General features: G+C 63.6%; 22 protein-coding genes, 5 tRNA genes and 1 other RNA gene. 15 read left to right on the forward strand and 13 right to left on the reverse strand.

Annotated features, from left to right (window positions below; genetic code table 11):
* Positions 1-17: 17 nt before the first annotated feature.
* Entirely contained in the window at positions 18-1,235 is a 1,218-nt protein-coding gene (coaBC, locus tag NKH36_RS28780) for a bifunctional phosphopantothenoylcysteine decarboxylase/phosphopantothenate--cysteine ligase CoaBC (protein ID WP_352954534.1), read from the forward strand.
* Here coaBC and NKH36_RS28785 read toward each other — a convergent pair.
* The 4 genes from NKH36_RS28785 to rpsU all read right to left on the reverse strand — a co-directional run bounded on the left by NKH36_RS28785 (position 1,232) and on the right by rpsU (position 4,848).
* Complete coding sequence (locus NKH36_RS28785; RefSeq protein ID WP_352964461.1) at positions 1,232-2,668, reverse strand: MFS transporter; 1,437 nt, start codon at positions 2,666-2,668, stop codon at positions 1,232-1,234. The two genes, coaBC and NKH36_RS28785, sit on opposite strands and share 4 nt — an antisense overlap.
* A gap of 273 nt (positions 2,669-2,941) precedes the next feature.
* On the reverse strand, positions 2,942-3,415 hold the full coding sequence (locus tag NKH36_RS28790) for a DUF992 domain-containing protein (protein WP_352954514.1): 474 nt from the start codon (positions 3,413-3,415) through the stop codon (positions 2,942-2,944).
* 164 nt (positions 3,416-3,579) lie between these two features.
* Positions 3,580-4,425, reverse strand: coding sequence for a tetratricopeptide repeat protein (locus tag NKH36_RS28795; protein ID WP_352954513.1), 846 nt, complete (start codon positions 4,423-4,425; stop codon positions 3,580-3,582).
* A 150-nt stretch (positions 4,426-4,575) separates the two neighbouring features.
* Complete coding sequence (rpsU, locus tag NKH36_RS28800) at positions 4,576-4,848, reverse strand: 30S ribosomal protein S21 (RefSeq protein WP_065011082.1); 273 nt, start codon at positions 4,846-4,848, stop codon at positions 4,576-4,578.
* Between the two features lie 407 nt (positions 4,849-5,255).
* On the opposite strand from rpsU, the gene NKH36_RS28805 reads away from it, so the two are divergent.
* Together NKH36_RS28805 and NKH36_RS28810 are read left to right on the forward strand one after the other, a co-directional pair.
* The gene (locus tag NKH36_RS28805; protein ID WP_352954512.1) at positions 5,256-5,765 is read left to right on the forward strand and encodes a ferritin-like domain-containing protein; all 510 of its coding nucleotides are present in this window, start codon (positions 5,256-5,258) and stop codon (positions 5,763-5,765) included.
* Positions 5,752-6,195, forward strand: coding sequence for a DUF6766 family protein (locus NKH36_RS28810; RefSeq protein WP_352964465.1), 444 nt, complete (start codon positions 5,752-5,754; stop codon positions 6,193-6,195). The genes NKH36_RS28805 and NKH36_RS28810 overlap by 14 nt, the downstream gene beginning before the upstream one ends.
* A 79-nt stretch (positions 6,196-6,274) precedes the next feature.
* Here NKH36_RS28810 and NKH36_RS28815 read toward each other — a convergent pair whose 3' ends face one another.
* Positions 6,275-6,664 (reverse strand): SET domain-containing protein, encoded by a 390-nt coding sequence (locus NKH36_RS28815; protein ID WP_352964468.1) that lies wholly within the window; start codon positions 6,662-6,664, stop codon positions 6,275-6,277.
* 110 nt (positions 6,665-6,774) lie between these two features.
* Positions 6,775-7,533 carry an SDR family oxidoreductase gene (locus NKH36_RS28820; RefSeq protein ID WP_352964471.1) on the reverse strand — a complete coding sequence of 253 codons (759 nt, stop codon included), beginning with the start codon at positions 7,531-7,533 and terminating at the stop codon, positions 6,775-6,777.
* Between the two features lie 265 nt (positions 7,534-7,798).
* Here NKH36_RS28820 and NKH36_RS28825 point away from each other — a divergent pair, with 265 nt between their 5' ends.
* From NKH36_RS28825 to NKH36_RS28845, 5 genes are all read left to right on the forward strand, one after another.
* Complete coding sequence (locus NKH36_RS28825; protein ID WP_352954507.1) at positions 7,799-9,052, forward strand: sarcosine oxidase subunit beta; 1,254 nt, start codon at positions 7,799-7,801, stop codon at positions 9,050-9,052.
* An 88-nt stretch (positions 9,053-9,140) separates the two neighbouring features.
* Positions 9,141-9,437 (forward strand): sarcosine oxidase subunit delta, encoded by a 297-nt coding sequence (locus tag NKH36_RS28830; RefSeq protein ID WP_023797525.1) that lies wholly within the window; start codon positions 9,141-9,143, stop codon positions 9,435-9,437.
* Positions 9,434-12,427: a sarcosine oxidase subunit alpha gene (locus NKH36_RS28835; protein WP_352964475.1), complete on the forward strand. Its 2,994-nt coding sequence runs from the start codon at positions 9,434-9,436 to the stop codon at positions 12,425-12,427. The genes NKH36_RS28830 and NKH36_RS28835 overlap by 4 nt, the downstream gene beginning before the upstream one ends.
* Entirely contained in the window at positions 12,420-13,001 is a 582-nt protein-coding gene (locus NKH36_RS28840; protein WP_352964478.1) for a sarcosine oxidase subunit gamma, read from the forward strand. The genes NKH36_RS28835 and NKH36_RS28840 overlap by 8 nt, the downstream gene beginning before the upstream one ends.
* Positions 13,002-13,071: 70 nt before the next feature.
* Entirely contained in the window at positions 13,072-13,302 is a 231-nt protein-coding gene (locus NKH36_RS28845) for a hypothetical protein (protein WP_352964481.1), read from the forward strand.
* 83 nt (positions 13,303-13,385) lie between these two features.
* Here NKH36_RS28845 and NKH36_RS28850 read toward each other — a convergent pair whose 3' ends face one another.
* From NKH36_RS28850 to NKH36_RS28865, 4 genes are all read right to left on the reverse strand, one after another.
* On the reverse strand, positions 13,386-13,628 hold the full coding sequence (locus tag NKH36_RS28850; RefSeq protein WP_352964483.1) for a DUF680 domain-containing protein: 243 nt from the start codon (positions 13,626-13,628) through the stop codon (positions 13,386-13,388).
* Positions 13,629-13,850: 222 nt separating this feature from the next.
* Positions 13,851-14,495, reverse strand: coding sequence for a TetR/AcrR family transcriptional regulator (locus NKH36_RS28855; protein WP_352964486.1), 645 nt, complete (start codon positions 14,493-14,495; stop codon positions 13,851-13,853).
* A 173-nt stretch (positions 14,496-14,668) separates the two neighbouring features.
* A complete protein-coding gene (locus NKH36_RS28860; RefSeq protein ID WP_352964489.1) occupies positions 14,669-15,163 on the reverse strand; it encodes a MaoC family dehydratase in 495 nt (164 codons plus the stop codon).
* A gap of 26 nt (positions 15,164-15,189) precedes the next feature.
* Positions 15,190-16,005 (reverse strand): SDR family oxidoreductase, encoded by an 816-nt coding sequence (locus NKH36_RS28865; protein WP_352964492.1) that lies wholly within the window; start codon positions 16,003-16,005, stop codon positions 15,190-15,192.
* 442 nt (positions 16,006-16,447) lie between these two features.
* Between NKH36_RS28865 and NKH36_RS28870 the strand changes: the two genes are divergently transcribed.
* Positions 16,448-16,876, forward strand: coding sequence for a YybH family protein (locus NKH36_RS28870; protein WP_352964495.1), 429 nt, complete (start codon positions 16,448-16,450; stop codon positions 16,874-16,876).
* A gap of 257 nt (positions 16,877-17,133) precedes the next feature.
* Here the strand turns inward: NKH36_RS28870 and NKH36_RS28875 are convergent, their stop codons facing one another.
* The 3 genes from NKH36_RS28875 to NKH36_RS28885 form a co-directional block, all read right to left on the reverse strand.
* Positions 17,134-20,265, reverse strand: coding sequence for an efflux RND transporter permease subunit (locus tag NKH36_RS28875; protein ID WP_352964498.1), 3,132 nt, complete (start codon positions 20,263-20,265; stop codon positions 17,134-17,136).
* The gene (locus tag NKH36_RS28880) at positions 20,265-21,419 is read right to left on the reverse strand and encodes an efflux RND transporter periplasmic adaptor subunit (protein ID WP_352964500.1); all 1,155 of its coding nucleotides are present in this window, start codon (positions 21,417-21,419) and stop codon (positions 20,265-20,267) included. The genes NKH36_RS28875 and NKH36_RS28880 overlap by 1 nt, the downstream gene beginning before the upstream one ends.
* A gap of 564 nt (positions 21,420-21,983) precedes the next feature.
* The gene (locus tag NKH36_RS28885) at positions 21,984-22,412 is read right to left on the reverse strand and encodes a CBS domain-containing protein (RefSeq protein ID WP_352964503.1); all 429 of its coding nucleotides are present in this window, start codon (positions 22,410-22,412) and stop codon (positions 21,984-21,986) included.
* A 400-nt stretch (positions 22,413-22,812) separates the two neighbouring features.
* Between NKH36_RS28885 and rnpB the strand changes: the two genes are divergently transcribed.
* The 6 genes from rnpB to NKH36_RS28915 all read left to right on the forward strand — a co-directional run bounded on the left by rnpB (position 22,813) and on the right by NKH36_RS28915 (position 23,689).
* Positions 22,813-23,112: RNase P RNA component class A (rnpB, locus tag NKH36_RS28890), an RNA gene on the forward strand.
* A gap of 58 nt (positions 23,113-23,170) precedes the next feature.
* Positions 23,171-23,235 (forward strand) — tRNA-OTHER (locus NKH36_RS28895).
* 49 nt (positions 23,236-23,284) lie between these two features.
* A tRNA-Leu gene (locus tag NKH36_RS28900) sits at positions 23,285-23,369 on the forward strand.
* A gap of 20 nt (positions 23,370-23,389) precedes the next feature.
* A tRNA-Ser gene (locus NKH36_RS28905) sits at positions 23,390-23,481 on the forward strand.
* A 13-nt stretch (positions 23,482-23,494) separates the two neighbouring features.
* Positions 23,495-23,578, forward strand: a tRNA-Tyr gene (locus tag NKH36_RS28910).
* 37 nt (positions 23,579-23,615) lie between these two features.
* Positions 23,616-23,689: transfer RNA gene (locus NKH36_RS28915), tRNA-Cys, on the forward strand.
* The last annotated feature ends 101 nt before the right edge of the window (positions 23,690-23,790 follow it).

The following is a 23,790-nucleotide window of genomic DNA, read 5'->3' on the forward strand; positions in this document are numbered from 1 at the left end:
AAGCACTGGTCTTTGGCATGATCCTTTCCGGCAAGCGCATCCTGCTGATCATCGGCGGTGGTATCGCCGCCTATAAGGCGCTCGACCTGATCCGTCGGCTGCGCGAGCGGGGCGCCGCCGTGCGTGTCGTCATGACCGCCGCGGCGCAGGAATTCGTGACCACGCTATCGGTTGGAGCGCTGTCGGCCGACCACGTCTTCACCGATTTGTTCGATCGCAATGACGAGCACGATGTCGGCCATATCCGCCTGTCGCGCGAGGCCGACCTTGCGGTCGTGGCGCCGGCCACCGCCGATCTGATGGCGAAGCTTGCCAACGGCCACGCCAACGACCTCGCCTCCACTGTGCTTCTCGCCACCGACAAGCGGGTTTTGATGGCACCGGCCATGAACCCAAAAATGTGGTCGCATCCGGCGACCCGGCGCAACCGCGCGACGTTGCAGAAGGACGGCATCGCATTCATTGGCCCGGCGAAGGGCGAGATGGCCGAGAACAACGAGGCGGGCGAAGGCCGCATGGCCGAGCCGCTGGAAATCGTCGCCGCTATCGAGGCGCTGCTCGATATCAGGCCGAAGCCGCTGGCAGGCAGAAAGATCATCGTCACCTCAGGGCCGACGCATGAGCCGATCGACCCGGTGCGATACATCGCCAACCGTTCGTCCGGCAAGCAGGGCCATGCCATCGCGGCGGCGCTGGCCAGGCTGGGCGCCGATGTGCGCCTCGTCTCCGGTCCGGTCGGCATTGCTGATCCGGCCGGCGTGACCACGCTGCATGTCGAAACCGCAAACGAGATGAAGGACGCGGTCGAACAGCTGCTGCCGGCGGACGCGGCCGTGTTCGTCGCGGCGGTCGCCGACTGGCGCAGCGAAACTTCGGCCGGCGAGAAGATCAAGAAGGTGGCGGGCGAGGGGCCGCCGGCGCTGCAGATGATCGAAAACCCTGATATTCTTGCCGGTGTCGGTCACCACAAGAAGCGGCCCAGCCTGGTCGTCGGCTTTGCCGCCGAGACGCAGGATCTCGTCCGGAACGCCGAGGCCAAGCTTGCGAAGAAGGGCGCCGATTTCATCGTCGCCAACGACGTGTCCCAGGAGGGTGGGGTGATGGGCGGTGACCGCAACCGGGTGCGGATCGTCTCGAAGACCGGTGTCGACGAATGGCCCGAGATGAGCAAGGACGAGGTGGCGACGCGGCTTGCAACACTGATCGCCGAGCAGCTTAAGACGATTACTGTCTAGCCCGTCGCTTCCTGTGGCCGGGCTGCCGGTCCCGAGATCCTGAGGGCGGCGAGGCATCCCAGAATCCCCAGTGGCACGAAGGCGAGGAACAGCCAGGTGGCGACGTTCGCCGCCGCCTCACGGTTCAGGCCTTCGGAAAAACCGCTGGCGTTGGCGACGATGCCGGTCAGTGCTGCACCGACCGCATAGCCGATGCGCTGCATCGTCGGCACAGCGGCAGAGGCGATCGTCTGCTCGCCCTCCCTGGCCGATGCCACGATCACGCGGGTGACGAAGGGCCAGGCAATGCCGAAGCCGCCGCCCTGCAGCAGGGCGCAGAACAGGATCAGCGGAATCGAACCCGCCGGCACGGCATAGGCGAAACCGGCGATGCCGGTCGCGATCATCAGTGCGCCGCCGGTGATGATCAGCCTCTCGCGCTCCGGCGGCGCATTGGCGACGAGAATCGACAGGATCGACCAGGCGATCGATTCGGCGGCGATGATGTAGCCGGTGGTCAGGATCGGAATGCCGTGCAGGCTGGTCAGAAGCAGCGGTCCATAGACGGCGAAGGAACAGGTCGCCACGGAAAAGGCGGCGACCATGGTCATGCCTGCGCCGACCGGCGAGCGCCATGAGAACAGCCGCGACGGGAACAGCCGCGAGTCCGGCTTCAGCGCATCTATGCGGATGAACATCGCAAGCCCGATCAGGCCGAGGGTAAGCAGCAGGGACGAGCGCAGCAGGGCAATGTCGACACCGGCCGTGGCGATCAGCACGACGCTGACGGCCAGGCAGCCGAGCGCGGCAAAGGGGAAGGGCGGGGCCGTTCCAGTGATCGCCTGCGGCCTGGTTGCCTCAGGCGTGTCGAGCACGATGAAGCTCGCCAGCGCCATGACCGCGCCGCCGACCGTGAAGACGCCGAAAGCCCAACGCCAGGAGAGCAACTCGGTCATCAACGCACCGAGCAGCGGCCCGCTGAAGGCGGCGACGCCCCAGATCGCCGACATGACGCCGAAAAGCTGCGGCCAGATGGCGCGTGGAAACAGCCGCTCGACCGAGACGAAGGCCAGCGACACCAGCGCGCCGCCGCCAAAACCCTCGATCAGGCGCCCGGTCAGGAACAGCGGCATGGAGGGCGCGATGGCACAGACCAGGGCACCGGCGGCATAGAGCAGGGCAGCGACCACCATGTTGGAGCGCAGCGCGACATAACTAACCAGCCGTCCGGCTGCGGCGCCGGCGACGATGGCGCCGAGCTCGTAGATCGCCAGCGACCAGCCGACCAGCTGAACGCCGGCGAGGTCGCCGACCATGGCCGGCATCACCGTTGCCACCATGGTTTCGTTGGTGGCGTGCAGCAGGATGCCGAGGCTGATGAAGCAGAAGCGCGCCAGATCGCCGCTCGCCCACAGCGCGCGCCAATCGACCCTGTTTGTGCTGGTTTCGGTCACCCGGCCCTCCCAAACTTTCTTATACGCCGATTCAAAAAATGGTGGAGCGCTCTTCGTCTCCAACGGGCACGCGGCGCTTCGAGGACGGGTTGTAGAACCTCAACCGCAGTTGAGCTCAAGCGGTTTTTTGGCGGGTGCGCTGAGATACTGGCGGGAAGTCAGGGTGATCGAAGATTGGCGATCATGGTCTCAGCGAAGAACGTCTTAGCACGGGCCCACAAAATCATGCGGCGCGGAACAGTCTAATCCTGTTCCGCGCCGCAGCTATGGCGCTTATTTGAAAGAGTGGACCAGCTCCAGTGAGGTGACGGCGACTGCCAGGTTGACGCCGGTCTGCGCCTGTACGTTGAGAGGCTGCAGCGAGAAGGCGCTGTTCAGTCCGCCGACCAGAAGGTTGGCGCCGCCGCCAGTCACCAGGCTGGCCTCGGCGTTGACGCCATAATAGCTGCCGGCAAGATCGCCGGAATTACGATCACGGGTGGCCGCCAGAACCGCCCAAATCAATTCGCCCTGGTGCGTCCTGCCGACGTCGACGCCAAGTTTGGAAATGACCCCGGTATAGGCTTCGGGCGGACCGCCATGATGAGGGCGAAAGGTGCAGGCCACGCCTTTGTTGGATGTGACGATGTAGCCGGTGCCGCCGTCGATGGTGCAGTCGAGCACGCCGAGCTCCAGCCTGCCCGCGCTGGCAGGGGCAGCGAGCACCGTGGCGGCGAGGGCGGCGGCACAGGCGAGTTTCTTGATCATGAGAGGGGTCCTTTCGCGAATTGCCTTGAACAAAGGCTAGGCGTCCCGAGCGTTCCGCCGAAAACTTGGCGCGATCAAGGCGGGCGTCAATGCGCAGTCATTGAAGGTTTCGAAGCGATGCCAAACGGCAGGCCTGCCATATCAGGCCGAAACGCCGCCGTCGGTCAGCCGGTGCTGGTGCGGGCCAGGCCGTCCTTGGCCGGCTGGTAGGTGGGGTTGAGGCGCACTGCCTCGCGGTAGGATTTTGCCGCCTTGGCCTTGTCGCCGCGCCGCTCGTAGATCAGCGCCTGGTTGGACCAGGCCTCGGCATTCTTGCCGTCGAGCTTGATCGCCATGTTGATGTCGGCGAAGGCATTGTCCTCGTCGTTCATGGCGAGGTAGGAGAGGCCGCGGCCATTGTAGGGTTCGGCGGCGTCCGGCGCCAGCGAGATGGCGGTCGAGAAATCCTCGATGGCGAAAGCGTGCTGGCCCTGGCTCTGATAGATCAGGCCGCGATTGTGATAGGCACGCGCATCTGTCGTGTCGAGCTGGATCGCCTTCTGGAAATCGTTGAACGCTTCCTGGATGCGGCCGGCTTTGCGGTAGAGATTGCCGCGGCCGATATAGGCGGCGTCATAGTCGGGATTGATCTGGATCGAGCGGTTGTAGTCGGCAAGCGCGGCCGCCTGGTCGCCGAGGAAGCGCTGGATGAGAGCGCGGTTCGAATAGGCCTGGTAGAAATTCGGATTGAGCTGGATGGCGGTGTCGAAATCCTTGAGCGCCGCCTGATACTGGCCGCCCCGGCCATAGGCCGAGCCGCGCACATTGTAGCCTTCGGGATCCTGGGGACTGCGCTGGATAACGGCCGACAGCGAGGAGATGTTCTCGGCCGACCCTTGTGCCTTGTCGATGTTGGTGAATTCGCCGGTCGGGGCTGTCTGGCAGCCGGCGAGCGCCAAGCCGGAAAGCAGGGCTGCCGTCAGGGCGAAGCCGCGCATTGGGGTTCTGCGCTCCACGCTTGTTGCATTCATGTCTGCTCTGTCCTCACTGCCCGCCGCGCCGTCAGGTCTGTTCCGTCTCCGAACCGGCCCTCTCCGAACTGGTCGAATTCAACAAAAAGGTGGCGGCGATTACGCATCGCGCCACCCTGGGTATCCTTCGAAAAGGACGAAAAATTGGCGTCAGAACCGCGGCGGACGCGGAGCACCGGCACCAGCAGTACCAGCCGCCACCGGGCGCGGCGTCATCGGCAGCAGACCCTCGCGCTGAGCGCGCTTGCGGGCCAGCTTGCGGGCGCGGCGAACGGCTTCCGCCTTTTCGCGGGCGCGCTTCTCGGAAGGCTTCTCATAATGTCCGCGCATCTTCATTTCGCGGAAGATGCCTTCGCGCTGCATCTTTTTCTTGAGCGCGCGAAGCGCCTGATCAACATTGTTGTCGCGGACGAGTACCTGCACGGGCAATCCTGTCTTTCGGGTTTGTTAATAACAGGCAAGTGGCCATAGTCGCTTGCCTCCGCGGCGGTCTACACCACGAATTGTGGCGGCTGATAGCAGAATCATGCCGCTCTGTCCACTGCCGAAACGAAAAACCCGCCTCGGCGGCGGGTCGTCGGCGCAATCAGCACCATGCGCAAATCAATAGCATAACTGCCGTCAAAAAGCAAGGAATTACGACTCCTGGTAGTAGATTTACCTTCTCGGGCGGGCTCTCCGCGCCGATGAGAGCGATCGCGGCGTTTTCTCCGCCACCGATAAATTCTTGCTGCCTTAATCCGGCAAAACGGTCCGCCCGGCTTTATCGACGAAGGAACAAACCTCGTTCCCCATGGTTGTTTCGCATACGCAAGCACAGGAGAAAACCGATGTCAGAGACCCGTGAATGGCTCGTCCAGTGGCTCAGGGACGCGCATGCGATGGAGGAGCAGGCCGAAACCATGCTGAACGGCCAGCTGAGCCGGCTGGAGAGTTATCCCGAACTCCGTGAGCGCATCAGCCTGCACCTCAACGAGACGAGAGGGCAAGCCGCGCGCCTCAGAACCTGCCTCGAAAGAATGGGCGAGGATACATCCACGCTGAAGGACGCCGGCGGCAAGCTGCTGGCGATGGCGCAGTCGCTAAGCGGCGTCTTCGCCGGCGACGAGGTGATGAAAGGCTCACTGGCGAGCTACACCTTCGAGCATATGGAGATCGCCTCCTACACGATCCTCATTGCAGCCGCAGAATCCCTAGGCGAAACAGAAGTCGCCCGGGCCTGCGAGGAAAATCTGCGTGAGGAGGAGGCGATGGCCGAGTGGCTGAAAAACAAGCTGCCCGCGACTACGGAGCAGTTCCTGGCTCGCTCGGGGTCGGACAGCGACAATGCCAAACGATGAGGACAACAGGCCGGCGGGCAACGTGAAACGACCTTCGGTGTGGCGGGCTTACAGCTATGCCTGGATTACCCTCGGCTTCTTCATCATTTCGATCGTCGGCCACTGGGTTTTCGGCTGGTTCGCCTTTCTCGACGAGCAGCAAGCGCTCGGCCAGCCGCCCGAGTTTGGCGGCTATCTGATCGAGATGAGCCGCGACACGCTCGAGAACTGGCAGTCGGAATTCCTGCAGCTGCTCTGGCAGGTGGGTGGCTTGGCGTTCCTGCTCTTCGTCGGATCGCCGCAATCGAAGGAGAGCACCGACCGGATGGAGGCCAAGATCGACGCGCTTCTCAGGCGTGTCGATCCGAAGAAAGGCAAGGAGGCGATTCGCGAGCTGGACCTGCAGTATGACGGCCGCCACACCGACGAGCCGCACGCCCACCGGAACTAATCTGGGAATGGAAATGTGGCCCGGAGCCGATCGCCGCTCCGGGCTGTGCGATGCTCCTCCACAGACGCAAACCGGACCGCTATGATGCTGTGGCCAAATGAAGCCGCTCGAAATCCTCGAAGAACTCGCCGTAGTCGCAGGTTATTTCCTCGCCCGCGGCTATGTCGCGGATCGCGGTCGCCCCGCCATACTGCGAAAAATCCGTATTCGGCCTTTCGGAATGGTTCATAAAGCGGCCATTGTCGACTTCATAGACCATGAATCCGGGCCGGTCGGGGCTTGGATAGGCATATCTGTCGAGCAATTCTCTGAGGTGCGGCGGCGCCGCCTCATATTTTTCCATCGGGATCAGCCGGTCGAAATCCGGATCGAGCTGCCAGATCGACGCTCCCTTGCTGATCGGCTCGGCGGCGAACACGCCGACGCCCTCGATTGCGCTAGCAGCGATGTAGGTCCTGATCAGCAGCATGTTTTAGGCCCGTGTTCGAACAGAAGTGTCCGAAGAAATCGCCAAATCGCGCTGGAAAGCAAGACCGCTTTTTGCGACATTGCCGCTTGCTCGCCCACGCGGGAAACGCCTCACGTCCGGCTGATCGAGACGCCGCCATCGGCAAACAGCGCGGATCCGGTGGTGAAGCTCGATGCATCCGACGCCAGATAGAGCGCTGAGCGGGCGATCTCCTCAGGCTCGGCGACCCGCTTCAAGGCATGCAGGTTTTCGACGAAGGCTCGCGATTCAGGGGTCTTGAACGTTGCCGAAGGCGTGTCGGTGCCGCCCGGCAAAAGTGCGTTGACCCGCACGCCTTTGGCGCCATATTCGGCGGCAAGCACCTGCGTCAATCCGATCAGCCCGGCCTTGCTTGCGGCATAGCTGGTCATGCCGGGCAAGCCGACCGTGTGGCCGACGAAGGTAGAGGTGAAGATCAGCGATCCGCCGCCGCGTTCGACCATCGCCGGCACCTGATATTTTGCACCAAGGAATGCGCTGGTCAGGTTGGTGTCGAGCGTCTCTCGCCATCCCTCCAGCGACAACTCCGAAATCGAACCCGTCTTGCCGACGGAGCCGGCGTTGTTGAAGGCGATGTCCAACCCGCCGAACCGGCCGACCGCAAGGTCGACAAGGGCCTTGGCGTAGGCCTCGTCGCGGACGTCGCCGGCAAGAGCAATGGCGGTGCCGTCGGCCTCCTCGATTTCCGTGACGAGCGCGTCCAGCTCTGCCTGGCGACGGGCAGCGACGACCACCTTGGCGCCTTCCTCGGCAAAGAGTTTTGCCGTAGCGCGGCCGATGCCGGAATTGCCGCCGGTGACGATGGCGACCTTGTTGGCGAGAGCGAGCATTTTTTTGCATCCTTTTTTCGCGCCAGCTTTCGCCGGCATTCGGATGCTTGGTCGCAGATCGAGGTGGCGCGAGCCACCCGATACCTGCGAAGGCGTTCCGGATGCAGCGTCGGCCCGGCCGGATCGCGCGGGTCTTTTTTGTCGCGGCGCAAAACGGCAAGCGCCGTCGCAAACAGCGCAAGGGTGGCAGCGCTGTTTCGCTAGTGATACACCTCGCGCGCCGGGCTCGATTGGATGCCAGGCCGCTATCTGCGAGGCCAGAACGTTGAAAAAATACTCTGTATTCGCCATCGCCCGCGAGGCCATGCGCGGCCACAAGGGCTGGGAGGAGCAGTGGTCTTCACCCGAGCCGAAGAAGGAGTACGACGTCATCATCGTCGGCGCCGGCGGCCATGGCCTGGCCACCGCCTATTATCTCGCCACGGTGCACGGCATCACCAATGTCGCGGTGCTGGAAAAGGGCTGGCTCGGCGGCGGCAATACCGGCCGCAACACCACCATCATCCGCTCCAACTATCTTTATGACGAGAGCGCCGGCATCTACGACCATGCGCTAAAACTGTGGGATGGGCTCAGCCAGGAGCTCAACTACAACGTCATGTATTCGCCGCGCGGCGTGATGATGCTGGCGCACAATGTGCACGACATCCAGGTGCTGAAACGCCACGTCCATGCCAATCGGCTGAACGGCATCGACAACGAATGGCTGACGCCGGAAGCCGCCAAGGAATTCTGCCCGCCGCTCAACATTTCGCGCGATGCCCGCTATCCGGTGATGGGCGCGACCCTGCAGCGTCGCGGCGGCACGGCGCGCCACGATGCCGTCGCCTGGGGCTATGCGCGCGGCGCTTCGGCGCGCGGCGTCCACATCATCCAGAATTGCGAGGTCACCGGCGTCAAGCGGGCGCCGAACGGCGCGGTCACCGGCGTCGAGACGACGCGCGGCTTCATCGGCGCCAAGAAAGTCGGTGTCGTTGCGGCCGGCCATTCGTCCGTCATCATGAACATGGCCGGCGTGCGCATGCCGCTGGAAAGCTATCCGCTGCAGGCGCTGGTGTCGGAGCCGGTCAAGCCGGTATTCCCCTGCGTGGTGATGTCGAACACGGTGCACGCCTATATCTCGCAGTCCGACAAGGGCGAGCTGGTCATCGGCGCCGGCACCGACCAATATATCTCCTATTCGCAGACCGGCGGCTTGCATATCCTGCAGCACACGCTCGATGCCATCTGCGAGATGTTCCCGATGTTCACGCGCATGAAGATGCTGCGCTCGTGGGGCGGCATCGTCGACGTGACGCCCGATCGCTCGCCGATCCTGGCCAAGACGCCGGTGCCCGGCCTCTTTGTCAATTGCGGCTGGGGCACCGGCGGCTTCAAGGCGACGCCGGGCTCGGGTCATGTCTTTGCCCACACCATCGCCAGGGACGATCCGCACCCGATCAACGCGCCCTTCACCATCGAGCGCTTCCGCACCGGCCGCCTCATCGACGAGGCGGCAGCGGCAGCGGTGGCGCACTGATGATGGCCCGCTTGGTGATGTTGGGCCAGCGGCTTTGCGATCAACCGGTCGGCGCCCGCGTCGGCCATGGCGAATTGTAGGAACAACCATGCTTCTCATACGCTGCCCCTATTGCGAGGAAGAGCGTCCGGAACTCGAATTTCGCAACGCCGGCGAGGCGCATATTGCGCGTTCGGCAGATATGGCCGCGACAAGCGATGACGACTTCGAAAAGTTCTTCTTCATCCGCTCGAATCCCAAAGGCATTATCTATGAGCGCTGGCGGCACATGCATGGCTGCGCGCGGTTCTTCAATGCCGTGCGCGATACCGTCAGCGACAGGTTCCTGATGACCTACAAGGCCGGCGAGCCGAAGCCGGCGAAGCTACCGGGAGCCTCCGAATGATCGCAGCGTTCCGCATTCCCGGCGCCGGGCGCCTCAAGCAGGCGGAGACGACCCGCTTCAGCTTCGACGGCCGGTCCTATGCCGGTGTCGAGGGCGATACGCTGGCGTCGGCGCTGCTCGCCAATGGCGTCCATCTGGTCGGCCGCTCGTTCAAATATCATCGTCCGCGCGGCTTTCTGTCCGCTGGGGCGGAAGAGCCCAACGCGCTGGTTGAGATCAAGCGCGACACAGCGCGCAAGACACCAAATGTTCGCGCCACCGTGCAGGAGCTCTATGACGGGCTGACGGCGCAGTCACAGAACCGCTGGCCGTCGCTGTCCTTCGACGTCAGTGCGGTCGGCGACGTCGCCTCACCGCTGCTTTCGGCCGGCTTCTACTACAAGACCTTCATGTGGCCGAAGTCCGCCTGGAAAAACTTTTACGAGCCCAAGATCAGGGCTGCGGCCGGCCTCGGCGTCGCCCCCGACCTGCCGGATCCCGACCATTATTCGGCGCGCTACGCCCATTGCGACGTCCTGGTGCTGGGCGGAGGCGCTGCCGGCATCGCCACGGCACTTGCCGCGGCCGAAACCGGCGTGCGCGTCATCCTTGCTGACGAGCAGGCGGATTTCGGCGGCAGCCTGCATTTCGAGAGCGGTGCCAGGATCGACGGCCAGGACGGTTTTGCCTGGGCGCAAGGTGCAGTCGCCAAGCTCAAGGCGATGGACAATGTCCGCGTGCTGTCCCGCACCACGGCCTTCGGCTATTATGCGCAGAATTTCGTCGGGCTGGTCGAGCGCGTCAGCGATCATCTGCAGAACCCCGGCCGCGACCTGCCGCGCGAGCGGCTGTGGCAGGTTCGCGCCAAACGCGTGGTGCTGGCGACAGGCGCCATCGAGCGGCATATGGTGTTTGCCGACAACGACCGGCCCGGCATCATGCTGGCCTCGGCGGCGCGCACCTATCTCAATCATTACGGCGTCGCGGTCGGCAGGAATGTCGGCGTCTATACGGCCAATGATTCCGCCTATGCGGCGGCGATCGACCTGAAGAAAGCCGGTGTCGGCGTGGCGGCTATAGTCGATTTGCGCGACCACCCGACCGGACCGGTAATCGACGAGGCGAGGGCGCTCGGCATCGAGGTCAATTTCGGCCGCGCGGTGATCCGCGCCGGCGGCAAATTGCGCATCTCGTCGATGACCGTGCAGCCGAAGAATGGCGGCGGCGAGCGCACCATCCCGGTCGACGCGATCCTGATGTCGGCCGGCTGGACACCGTCGGTGCATCTGTTCTCGCAATCGCGCGGCAAGGTTGCCTTCAATGATGAGACCAAGCGCTTCGTGCCCGGTATCTATGCGCAGGACTGCGTCTCCGTCGGCGCCTGCAACGGCACGGACGGGTTGTCGGCGACGATCGACGAGGCCTATGCAGCGGGCGCCAAGGCGGCCAAGGATGCCGGCGCCAACACCGCCAAGGGAACCAAGCCGAAGGTCGATGCCAGCGAGAACTGGTCGCGCGATATGCTCGGTGCGGCGCCCGGCGCCGGGCCGGATACGACGGTCAAGGCCTTTGTCGATTTTCAAAACGACGTCACCGCCAAGGACATCCGTCAGGCAGTGCATGAAGGCATGCGCTCGATCGAGCACGTCAAGCGCTTCACCACCAACGGCATGGCGACCGACCAGGGCAAGACCTCGAACATGCATGGTCTGGCAATCGCCGCCGAGACCCTCGGCAAGCCGATCCCGCAAGTCGGCCTGACGACGTTCCGGGCGCCCTACACGCCGGTGACCTTCGGCTCGATCGTCGGCCATGCGCGGGGTCCGCTCTTCGACCCGACCCGCGAGACGGCGATCCATCCCTGGGCCGAGGCTCAAGGTGCGGTGTTCGAGGATGTCGGCCAATGGAAGCGCGCCTGGTATTTTCCAAAGACGGGCGAGGACATGCACGCCGCCGTCGATCGCGAGTGTGTCACCGTGCGCAAAACGGCCGGCCTGTTCGACGCCTCGACGCTTGGCAAGATCGAGGTGGTCGGGCCGGATGCGGCCAAATTCATGGAACTGCTCTACACCAATCCGTGGGAGAAACTGGAGCCCGGCCGCTGCCGCTATGGTATCATGCTGCGCGAGGACGGTTTCATCTATGACGACGGTGTCGTTGGCAGGCTTGCACCCGACCGCTTGCATGTAACGACAACGACGGGTGGTGCGCCGCGTGTCATGAACCATATGGAGGATTACCTCCAGACCGAGTTCCCGCACCTCAACGTCTGGCTGACCTCGATCACCGAGCAGTGGGCGGTGATCGCCGTGCAGGGGCCGAAGTCGCGGGAAATCATCGCGCCGCTGGTCGAGGGCATAGACATGTCGGACGAGGCGCTGCCGCATATGTCGGTGCGCGAAGGCAAGATCTGCGGCGTGCCGACAAGGCTGTTCCGGATGTCATTCACCGGCGAGCGCGGCTTCGAGGTCAACGTGCCCGCCGATTACGGCCAGGCCGTCTGGGAAGCGCTGTGGGCCGAGGGCCAGAAGCATGGCGCCTGTGCCTACGGCACCGACGCGATGCACGTGCTGCGTGCCGAAAAGGGCTACATCATCGTCGGCCAGGACACCGACGGCACGGTGACGCCAAACGATGCCGGGCTCGACTGGGCGGTCGGCAAGAAGAAGACCGATTTCGTCGGCATTCGCGGCATGGCGCGGCCGGACCTTGTCGCCAAGGGCCGCAAGCAGTTGGTCGGCCTGAAGACCAAAGACCCTAAGGTGGTGCTGGAAGAAGGCGCGCAGATCGTCGGCGATCCGAAGCAGGCGATCCCGATGACCATGATCGGCCATGTCACCTCGAGCTATTGGTCGGAAAATTGCGGCCGCTCGATCGCGCTGGCTCTGGTTGCCGGCGGCCGCGACCGGATAGGTGAGACGCTTTACGTGCCGATGCCCAACGGGACGATCGAGGTGGAGGTCACCGGCATGGTGTTCTTCGACGAGAAGGGGGAGCGCCTCAATGGCTAAGGCTGCCACGAAGAAATCTGCCGCCGCTGCGCCGTCGGTCGAACGCCGGCCGGTTCTCGCCGGTCAGGAGCTTTCCGCAACCGGCGTCGTACTTGCGGTGTTGCCACCGGCGGAGCGCATTTCGCTGCGCGCGCCGGACGCTTCGGTCGCGGCGCTTTCGAAGGCGCTCGGCGTGACCCTGCCGCGAAAACCCAAAACCTCGGCGGCGAAGGCCGGGCGCACGGCGTTGTGGCTTGGGCCAGACGAATGGCTGGTCATCGATGAGGTGGGAAGAGACCCGCTCGCTGACTGCGCCGAGGTGACAGTGCTGCATTCTGCGGTCGGCATCTCGCATCGCAACGTTGCCACAACGGTCACCGGCCCGGCAGCGGCGGCGACTATCAATTCAGGCTGTCCGCAGGATCTGTCGCTCGACGCCTTTCCGGTAGGCGCGGCGTCGCGCACCATTCTGGGCAAGGTCGAAATCGTGCTGCTGCGCACCGCGACCGACGCGTTCCGCGTTGAATGCTGGCGTTCCTTTTCCGATTATGTCTTTACTTTCCTGTCGGAGGCGGCCCGCGACGCAGCGGCTTAGGAATACTCGCTGCGCTCGGCCGTTGCCGGAGCAAGTCGAGGGAGCCGGAGCAAGCCGAGGGAGAATGTCGATGCCGTCGAAATCCGCGCCGAATCCACCGGTCCAGAAGACGCCGGCCGTGCGCTCGTTCGAACACGAGCAGCACGACGAACCAAACATTGAAGAGGAGCTCGAGGAAGGGCTCGAGGACACGTTTCCGGCCAGCGATCCGGTGTCGATCACCGGGACTTCCATTTCCGGCGCTCCCGCAAGACCCGGCAAGGCCAAGATCGTGGCCGGAATGAAGAAGCGCAGGAGATAACTTCCATCAGCTCCGGCGGAGTCGGGCTGAAATGGCCACGAAAACGGGCGGTCAGGTTTCCTGCCGCCATTTGTTTTCGAACATCAGAACGTGCTGGGCACGATCCACGGATCGATGTCGATGCCGAGCCGCGGGTCCTTGTTTTCAGTCGAGCCATCGCGAGTGGCCGAGCCTGCCTTCTCCACCGATCCGGTCGCGCCGCAATCGAGCTTGACGCTAGTGTCGGCGCAGGCGGCCGGCGCCTGCTTGCCGGGCTGGCTCTGGCCGGCGAAGGCCGCGCCCGAGAATGCCAGGACGGCCACGAGGGCGAGGGTTATCTTTTTCATCGTCTGTCTCCGGTTTCGGCGGCTGAACTTTTTCGTACATGTACGACATGGCGTACATGTACGCCCGACAATCGCGGGGTTCAAGCCGGAAGTCGTACATGTACGAACAACTTTAGTTGAATCTTTGGAATCGTGTCGCGCCGGCACGCGCCGAGTTGCGCATGGGACGCCGTTCACCCGTGCCGTACAAGATCTTCAGCTATCCGAAACCGAAGAACCCCTTCAGCAGTTGACCGGCGTCTCGGTCAGCGGCGGCACTTCTTGCGTGGCCAGCCCGGCAAGCGTGAAGTCGCACATCCGCTCTACGAAAGCCTGCTGGTCGCCGAACGGGTAGAACGGAAAGGTGATCAGCAGCGAGATCGTGCCGTGGCCGACCGCCCACAGCATGGTGGCGATCGCGCGTGGGTCGCCCTTGAGCCTGCCGGCGGCAAGGCAGGCCTCGACCCTTTTGATCAGCACCTTCATCAACGGGTTGCCCTCTTGCATCTCGGCGAAGGTCCTGCCTTCCGGCGGCTTGGTCTTTTCGGTCATGAACACCGTGCGATATTCGTTGGGATTGCCGAGGCCGAAGGCCGCATATTCGGTCATGACCACCTGCAGCGCCTCGATCGGATCGTCGGCCGCGTGATTCTCGATACGCTTGGCCAGAGTCTCGAACGCATCCTCGGCCAGTGCGAACAGAATGTCCTGCTTGTCGGCAAAATAGGAATAGACCGACATCGGCGCATAGCCGACGCGCTTGGCCAGCTTGCGGATGGTGAGGCCTTCATAGCCTTCCTCCTGCACGAGCTTATGCGCCGCATCGACAAGTTCGGAGCGCAGTTCGGCCTTTTGTTTCTCGCGGCGTGTCTGGACGCTAAGCGGCAATTTCGCCTGCCTTCTGTTAGTGGCTGGCTAAATTATATACGCTGTACGGAGCCGGACAAGGCGCCGTCAAATCAAGCATTGGCAAAATCGGCGCCGCAGCACTCCGATTGGCGATACCGCCCCTAGGCCGGCCGGCACATGAAGATCATCTCTGCCGAAGCTCGTTGAGCCGTTCAAGCCGCCTCTGGCTGGCGCTCGATCAAAGTCAGCGTCAGCCAGCGCGCGGTCAGCGCCGGTTTTTTCGAACCCTCGATCTCGATGGTCACGTCGTGCGCCGTCTGCACCCAGCCCGACGGCCTGACCTTGACGTCGGCCAGCACGAAACGGGTGCGAATGCGTGCGCCGGTCTTCACCGGCGCCAGGAAGCGCAGCGAATCGAAGCCATGGTTGACGCCCATCTTGCTGTTTTCGAGCGGCGGCATGGTCTCGAAAGTCATCGCCGACAAAAGCGAAAGCGACAGGAAGCCATGCGCGATGGTGCCGCCGAACGGCGTCTCGCGCTTGGCGCGCTCCGGATCGCAATGGATGAACTGGTGGTCGTCGGTGGCATCGGCGAACTGATCGATCATGCGCTGCGAGACGACCCGCCACGGCGACACGCCGACTTCCTTGCCGACGCTGGCCAGAAGCACATCGAGACTGATCGGTTCCACGCGGATGCCCTCCATTTCAACCGTCCGGATCCAGAGCGGCTTCATTCCTTGAACAGTGTCAGCCCATGCTGCACCGACTGCCCGCCATCGATCGGCAGGATGGCGCCGGTGACATAGCTGCCGGCACGGCTGCACAAATAGAGCGTTGCGCCGGCAATGTCATCCGGCGCACCGATGCGACGAAGCGGAACATGATCGCCGACATGCTTGGCCTGTTCCTCGGTTGCGGTGGCGAAAGCGGTCATCCGGCTCTGGAAGGGGCCGGGAGCGAAGGCGTTGACGGTGATGCGACGGGCGGCGAACTCGATCGCCAAGGTGCGTGTCAGGTGGTGAACCGCGGCTTTCGAGGCAGAGTATGAATAGGCGTCGTCCGCCAGCGGCTGCGTGCCCATCACCGAACCCAGATTGATCACCCGGGCCGGATCGGCATCATTGGCGGCGGTGTCGAGCAGCGGCAGAAGCTCGCGCGTCAGATGGAAGACGGCGGTGACGTTGACGCCGAACACCTTGGCCCAGGCATGGTAGGGGAAGCTTTCCAGCGGCGCGCCCCAGGAAACGCCGGCATTGTTGACCAGGATGTTCAGCCGCTCGGTCCGCCCCTTGACCTCATCGACCAGCGCCGCGATGCCAGCCTCGCTGGAGACATCGCCGGCAAAACCTTCGGCTCGGCCGGAGCCGCCGAGGCCGTTCAATTCGCCGGCGACCTTGACGCAATCCTCGCCCTTGCGCGAGGCGATCATCACGGTAGCGCCGGCCCTGACCAAAGCGGTTGCCGCCATGCGGCCGATACCGGTTGCAGCCCCGGTGACCAGCGCCGTCTTGCCGGCGACTGAAAACAGCTCGTCCAGATAGCTCATCGCAACTCCTCTGCGCGTCCTTGCCTCGTGATTCGAGGGGACGACTTAACGCTGACAAGGCTATCCGAATTACGATCATCCTTGCCGGGGGTAAAGTGCCGGAGCCGATGCGGCCCTGGCCCCTTCTCCCGTTGTTCACGGGGGGAGGTGACCGAAGATCGGTTCGATCTCGACGCCTTCGGCCTGCCAGTCACGCCACGCCGCACGCTATCAAAGGCTGGAATGTCGACCGATCTTCCTCGGCAACCAAGCTCCCCGGGGATGCGTTGAGCAGTTGCTGGTCATCGAGGATCGGCGTTCCATATTAGCTCGACGCCAGCTTGTTGGGGGTTCCCATGCGGGACACGAGATTCGACAGGCTGTCGCGTATTATCGAAATGACGTTTGTCATCTCGGCCTTCACATCTGACGAGCGGGAGAAATGCGCAGAACGGAGGTAACAATGACATCTGCTGAATCACAGATCAGGGCCTTGTTGGACAGTCGATCAGCCGCAATGGGCGACAAGGACATCGAGCGGGTCATGTCCCTTTATTCTCCAGACATCGTCTATTTCGACCTCGTACCACCGCTCCAGTACGCAGGCTCATCCGCCCTTCGGGAGCGGTTTTCTGATTGGTTCGGCCGCTGGACGGGTCCTATTGGCCAGGAACTTGACGACCTGAAAGTGATAGCCGGCGATAATGTCGCGGCTGCATGGATGCTCATCCGGGCAAGTGGCACACTGAAGACGGGCCAGGACGTTGACTACTGGGTACGCGTGAGCAACAGCTTCCAGCGCTCCGGTGACAGGTGGTTCATCACGCACGAGCACGTCTCCCTGCCCGTTAACATGCAGACCAGGACAGCCGTCATGGACCTTGCGCCCTGAAGCGCTTGCGTTTTGGTAAACCAAAACCGCGCTCCAGATATTTGTTTGACGCATTTTGTCGGACGCCAAACGAAGACGTTTGGCTGCAAAATGCTCCAGGTCGTCGATCAGACATTCTCAAGCGTGAAGGTCGATCCCAACGCCAGCCCGTTCAGAGCGTCGGCGAAGGCATCGAGGGCCGGATGAGGCAGCATCCATCATTCGCAGGGTTTGCTCCTGCCCCTCACTTGCCTGTCGGCATCCTCTGGCGAGGAGAGCTACTCCGCCGGGTCGACATTGGTGTAGGCGGCTTCCTCGAGCTCGCGCTTCAGCCGTGATGCCTCTTCCACCTTCGGCGTGACGAAGCGGCCGAGCAGGAGATAGGCGACCGGCGTCAGGAACAGCGTCGAGACGGTGGCCAGACCCAGACCGCCGACGATCACCCAGCCGAGCGCGATGCGCGCCTCAGCGCCGGCGCCGCTCGCCAGCACCAGCGGTACGCCGCCGAGCACGGTGCAGATCATCGTCATCATCACCGGCCGCAGCCGGATGGTGGAGGCTTGCTCGATAGCCTCGCGCACGCCGAGCCCGCGGTCGCGCAACTGGTTGGCGAACTCGACGATCAGGATGCCGTTTTTGGCCATGACGCCGACCAGGAGCACCAGGCCGATCTGGCTGTAGGCGTTGAGGCTGGTGCCGCTGAGCAAAAGCGCAAAGATCGCGCAGGCAAGCCCGAGCGGCACCGTCGCCATGATGATGGCCGCGCTGACGAAGCTCTCGAACTGAGCGGCGAGCACCAAAAGGATGATGACCAGCGAGAAGCCGAAGATGGTGATCATGGCGCTGTTGGTCTCGCCCAGCGTCGCCGCCTCGGCCAACGGCACGATGCGGCTGCCCGGCGGCAGAAGCGGCGTGGCGATTGCCTCGGCGCGGGTGAGTGCCTGGCCGAGCGCGAAATCGCCGCTGAGGTTCGAGGTGATCGCCACCGACGGCTGCTGCTGCTCGCGGGTCAGCGAGGGCGGCACGGCGCGCTCGGTCAAAGTGGCGATGGTCGACATCGGCACGAAGCGGCCGTCGGCCGTCTTCAGGAAGATGTTCTCCAAATCGGTCGGATCGTTGATCGGACTGGTCGTCGAGACGAGCTTCACCCCATAGCTGCGGTCGGCGATATAGACGTCGACGACATCATTGCCGTCGAGCATGGCCTGGAAGGTATCGGCAAGCCCGGTGATGTCGATGCCGAGGTCGGAAGCGCGCTCGCGGTCGATGGCGACGGAAAGCTGGGGCTGCGTCGGGTCGACGGAGAGCCGGGGCGACTGGAAGCCGGGGTCCATCTGCATTTGGGCGATGATCTTCACCGCAGCGTCGCCGAGCGCCGCGCGGTTGTTGCCGACCAGCGCGAACTGCAGGCCGTTGCCGGCGCCGCGAATACCGAGGCTGTTGGGCTGTATCGGAAAGACGCGCACGCTCGGCACCTGCCGGGTGAGCCGGCTGATGTCGGCCATGATCTGCTGCTGGCTGCGGTCGCGCTCGTCCCATGGCGCCAGCGTCATCACCATGAAGCCGGCATTGTAGGCGCCGTTCCGGCCGGCGCTCTCGAACGTGTTGCGGATTTCGCCGGAATCGCGCAGCGGCTGGGTCAGTTTTTCGATCTTCTGCATCTGCTGCGTCGTGTAGTCTAGGCTGACGCCTTGCGGCGCGTCGACGCGCATGAGCACGACGGCACGGTCCTCGGTCGGCGTCAGTTCCTGGCGGATCGTGCCGAACAGCGTGAAGGCGGTGGCTGCAAACAGCAGCGCGACCAGGAGGACGATCCACGGCGCGTCGAGGCAGATGCGCAGGCAGCGCCGGTAGAGCGTGTTCAGCGCGCCGCCGATGCGGGCGCCGATGCCGCTGCCGCTTTCGTGGTGAAGCGGCGCGGGCGACAGCATGCGCGAGGCAAGCATCGGACAAAGGGTCAGCGCCACGACGGCGGACAGAAGCACCGATATGGCGAGAACAAAGCCGAATTCGCGAAACAGACCGCCGGTCTGGCCGGGCAGGAAGGAGATCGGCACGAAGACGGCGACCAGCGTCAGCGTCGTGGCGATGACGGCGAAGAACACTTCCTGGGCGCCAAGCACGGCCGCGGCGCGTGGCCCCATGCCTTCGTTGCGTCGTCGCACGATGTTTTCCAGAACGACGATGGCGTCGTCGACGACCAGGCCCGTCGCCAGCACCAGGGCGAGCAGCGTCAATATGTTGACCGAAAAGCCGGCGAGATAGATGGCGGCGATCGTCCCGATCATGGCGACCGGCATAGCAAGCCCCGGAATGAGCGTCGCGCGCCAGTCGAGGAGAAACACGTAGATGACGATCAGCACGATGGAGACGGACAGGCCGAGTGCGACCTCGACTTCATGCACTGCGCCGTTGACGAAGACCGCATCGTCGCTGGTGACCTTGATCGACATGCCCTGAGGCAGATCCGCCTGCAGCGTGGCAACCGCGGCCCTGACGCCGGTCGAAATATCCAGCGTGTTCGATTCCGCCTGGCGGATGATGCCGAGACCGATGCCGGTCTTGCCGTTCGAACGCAATGTGGTCTGGCCGATGTCGGGGCCGAGCGCGACGGTGGCGACGTCGCGGATGCGGGTCGTGCCGCCGATGATGATGTTTTCGAATTCCTCCGGCGTGGTCACGTCCGCCGTCGGACGCACGATCAGGTCCTGGTTGGTCGTGGTGATCGAACCGGCCGGCGAATCGAAAGCGACCGAAGCCAGCGCTGTCTTCAGGTCGGCGACGGTGAAGCCCAGGCTGGCAAGCTTATTCTGGTCGACATCGATGCGGAAGATCTTGTCGCGGTCGCCATAGACCTGGACGTCGGCAACGCCGGGCACGGCGGCAAGCTCGTCCTCGATCTGGTCCTGCACCAGCACCGTCATGTCCTGCACCGACATGGTGTCGGAGGTGACAGCCAGCCGCATCACCGGCTCGGAATTGGCGTCGGCCTTGACGATGCGCGGCGCATCCGCCGTGTCCGGCATTTGGTCGACGACGCGGCCAACGCCATCGCGCACATCGGAGGCGGCCACGTCGAGGTCGACGCCGTCGTTGAATTCGATGGTGACGCGGCTCGTGCCGAAGGACGAGGTGGACGAGATCGACTTCACACCAGAGACGCGGGCGACCGCGCCCTCAATCACGTCGGTCAATTCGCGGTCGACGGTCTCGGCCGCAGCGCCTTCAAAGGTCGTGTTAACGGTGACGACGGCGCGATCGACATCAGGCAGTTCGCGGACCTCGACGCCGTAGAAGGCGGCAAGGCCGGCGACCGCGATCAGCGTGTTCAAGACCAAGGCCATCACCGGCCTGCGGATGAACAGTGCGGTGAAGCCTGTATCGCTGGCGGCGTTGTTGGTTGCGGTCATTAGCCGTCGGCGTCCGCGGCGCGCTGCTCTTCGCCGGCGATGCGGACCGCGCCGCCTTCGCTGACGCTCTGGGTGCCTTCGGTCACCACCATGTCGCCGCTGACGATCGGGGCGTCGATCAGCACGGTCTCGGTGTTGCGTTGGATAATGCGCACGGCCACCCGCTTGGCCTTGCCGTCCATGATGGCCCAGACATAGGCGCCGTCCGAACCCCACTGGATCGCCAGCGGACTGACCGCGGGATAGCTGTCGCCGGGGAATTTCATGGAGATCTGGAAGGACATGCCGGCACGCAGCGAATCGGCCGGATTGGCGATCTTTGCCTTGACCAGGAGGGTACGGCTGGCTTCATCGATGTGGTTGTCGATGGCGGAGACCGTACCGGTATAGGCTTTGTTGGGGTTGGCGATCGGCGTCGCCGACAATTGTGCGCCGACCTTGACGGCGGCGGCGAAGCGTTCCGGCACCCAGAATTCGACCAGTATGCTGGAGCGGTCGTCGAGGGTGGCGACCGCCGACTGGCTGGTCACATAGTTGCCGGCTGATATCGGCAGGATGCCGACGACGCCGGCGATCGGTGCGACGATCGAGCGGCGCTGCAGGGCCAGTTCCGCATCGCGAAGCGCCAGCTTGGCATTGGCAAGCACCACTTCGGCATCGGCAACGGCGACCGCTGTCGCAGCGTTGGAAGCCCGCAGTGATTTGACCCGGTCGAGCTTGGCCTGCGCGTCCTGCAAGGCAACCTTGGCGCGGTCCTGTGCGATCACCTCGGTGTCGGAATCGAGGGTGGCGATGACCTGTCCCTTTTCGACATGGGCGCCGGATTCGACCAGGAATTCGAGGAGGCGGCCGGAACTGTAGGGATTGACCGTCACCGAGGCGTTGGCGCGGCCGGTGCCGATCGCCTGCAGGCGATCGTTGATGATGGCGGCGGCCGCCGGCAATGCGACGATAGTCACCCGCTGGCCGGCGGCGTTGCGGCTGCCTGCTTGCCCGGCGTTATCGACGGCGCCCGTTGGTGGCGTTGCGGCATAAGCCCAGTCGATGCCCCAGCGCGCCAGCACATCCGGCGCGCCTGGAAAAAAGCGAACCCAGGCGGCCGCAGCCGCGACGAGGATCACAAGTGCAAAGACGATCTGTTTCCAGGTGGCCATCGGCGCTCCGGTTGGCAAATATACCGCCTACGGTTCCCAAGGTGAAGTAGACGCGACGGCACACTCCGACACGCAGGATGACTCGTCGATATCAAAGCTTTATGGCAATTCTCCCGCTCGCTTGCACATTAAATCGGTGTAACGTTGATAAGGGCTAGCTCGGTCGAACTGCATCTGCCGGCTATCGCCAAAGGCGGCAGTACGTCAGTTTAACGCCCGGCGATGCGGCGGAAGAGGCGCTTGGTGCGCAGGATCGGCTTCAGATGTGGCTCGCTTTGCTGTCAATCCTCTTCAAGTCGAGCCGCGGAATGAGAAAGTCCAAGAATGCTTGGCCTTGGGCGGCTGAACGCGCCCTCCTGGCCGGATCGCATAGAGGGTCGGTTCGGGCCCTGCCCACTCGGGCAGGCACGAACCAGTCTTCCAGCGGCAACGTCCGACTTGACGCGCACATGCTTGGTCATGAACAGGCCAACTCCCTCCAGCAGGAGCCCGTGAAAAGCCTCCGGATCGCTGGCGACGGCGTGCGGGCCGCTGAACTCAGTCCGATCTCGCCGGGCAGCGCGCTTACGTCGCGTGTGCGCCGCCCGGTACGACAACGCCGGACATCGCGATTCCCACGGTTGCCGGATCTTCCTTCAGCGCCGCATCCGCGAGCGAGACCACGCCGACCAGGCGCTTGTCGCGGTTGAGGACAGGCAACCGCCTGACCTGGATATCACCCATGGTCTGGACGACGTGCTCGATATCTTCGTCCTCGAAGCAGTATTTGACATCCTTGGTCATCACGTCGCGGACCGTCGCGTTGCCGTCCTTGCCTTCGGCGACCGCACGCACGACGATGTCACGGTCGGTGATTGTTCCGACGAGTCGGTCGTTTTCTCCGACGGGCAGGAATCCGACATCGTCAACCGCCATTCGTTTCGCGATTTTCTGCAGTGACTCGTTAGGACTGGCGAGATGGACGTTGGGGGTCATTATCTCAGCGACTTTCATGGTGAATCTCCCTGTTGGTGCCCAGAACGGCAAGCCTGCGGTCGTCGACCGATATGGCCTGGAAGATTTGTCGAGGGCCCTCAGGCCTGTCGCGCTGCGACGCTCGCTCGGCGGTCCGTTCTTCGCTGATGGAACTAACAGCCGGGCCGATTGGTTCCAGCCGGTTTGGCCGCGCCGCCATGCAGATCCGCCGGAACCTCCGGGCTCCGGTCTCGTTGCATGAATGCCCCCTTGGCAGACCGGACGTCATCCTTGAACTTTCCCGTTTTGTTCCCATATAAGTCGACAGGATCGGAGACGGTTCCGCCGCATGGGGATAGTTAACTCCTAGCCCTGTGCGGCTCAAATTTTCATGGTGAGCGTTGGGATCATGGCGATCCAGCCGGTCCACCAGAAAAGACCAGATCTCCAGGCTGCCGCGCATAAGCGACGGATGTCGCAGAGCGAGGAAAGTCCGGGCTTCGCCGACACACCCCAGCAGGTAATGCCTCTCCGCCGTAAGGCGAGCCACGGCAACAGAGACGAGCCGTCCCAGTCGGGACGGGTGAAACGGGCGACAGGGTGGGGGAAGCAACCGCAAGAAGTGCCCTGTGACCCGTGTCGGGGAGGGCCTTGGTGGCGGGCAAGGAGGCGCCTGGCGACAGGCGTCCAAGAGGAATGGCAGCCCTCGACAGAACCCGGCTTACAGGGGTCTGGTCTCAAGCGTCTCGTGGCGAGAACCGGCAGACGAGTACGGCCCGCCTATGGGCTCGGAGAGCCGGAGTGTAGCGCAGCCTAGTTTGGGACGAGCGGGCCGCAGGTTCGAATCCTGCCACTCCGACCATCCTGGTTCGCGATCTTTGCGAACGCTGCGCGAAGCTGGAAAAGCACTCGCGGACGTGGCGGAATCGGTAGACGCAGCCGGCTTAAACCCGGCGGGCATTCCCGTTGCGAGTTCGAATCTCGCCGTCCGCACCAAATGCGGCTGCATCGAATATGGAGGGGTGGCAGAGCCCGGTTGAATGCGCCCGCCTCGAAAGCGGGTAGGCCTGCAAGGGCCTCGGGGGTTCAAATCCCTCCCCCTCCGCCAGCGGACAGACCTTGGAGGGGTGGCCGAGCGGTTAATGGCAGCAGTCTGTAAAACTGCCCTCTTAGAGTTCGTAGGTTCGAATTCTATCCATCCACCAATCATTGTGACGTGGCGTCCCTTAGAAGCGAGCATCAGGCGGCGTGGGTGAACGGCTATCCAGCGGACTGCAACTCCGTACATGCCGGTTCGAGTCCGGCTGGCGCCTCCAAAAGAGTGGCCGAGCGGCTGAAGGCTGCGGCTTGCTAAGCCGCTATGCGGGACACCCGCAACGAGGGTTCGAATCCCTCCTCTTCCGCCAGCGGCATGCTT

The sequence above is a fragment of the Mesorhizobium sp. M1312 genome (assembly GCF_040318115.1).
Taxonomy (GTDB): Bacteria; Pseudomonadota; Alphaproteobacteria; order Rhizobiales; family Rhizobiaceae; genus Mesorhizobium.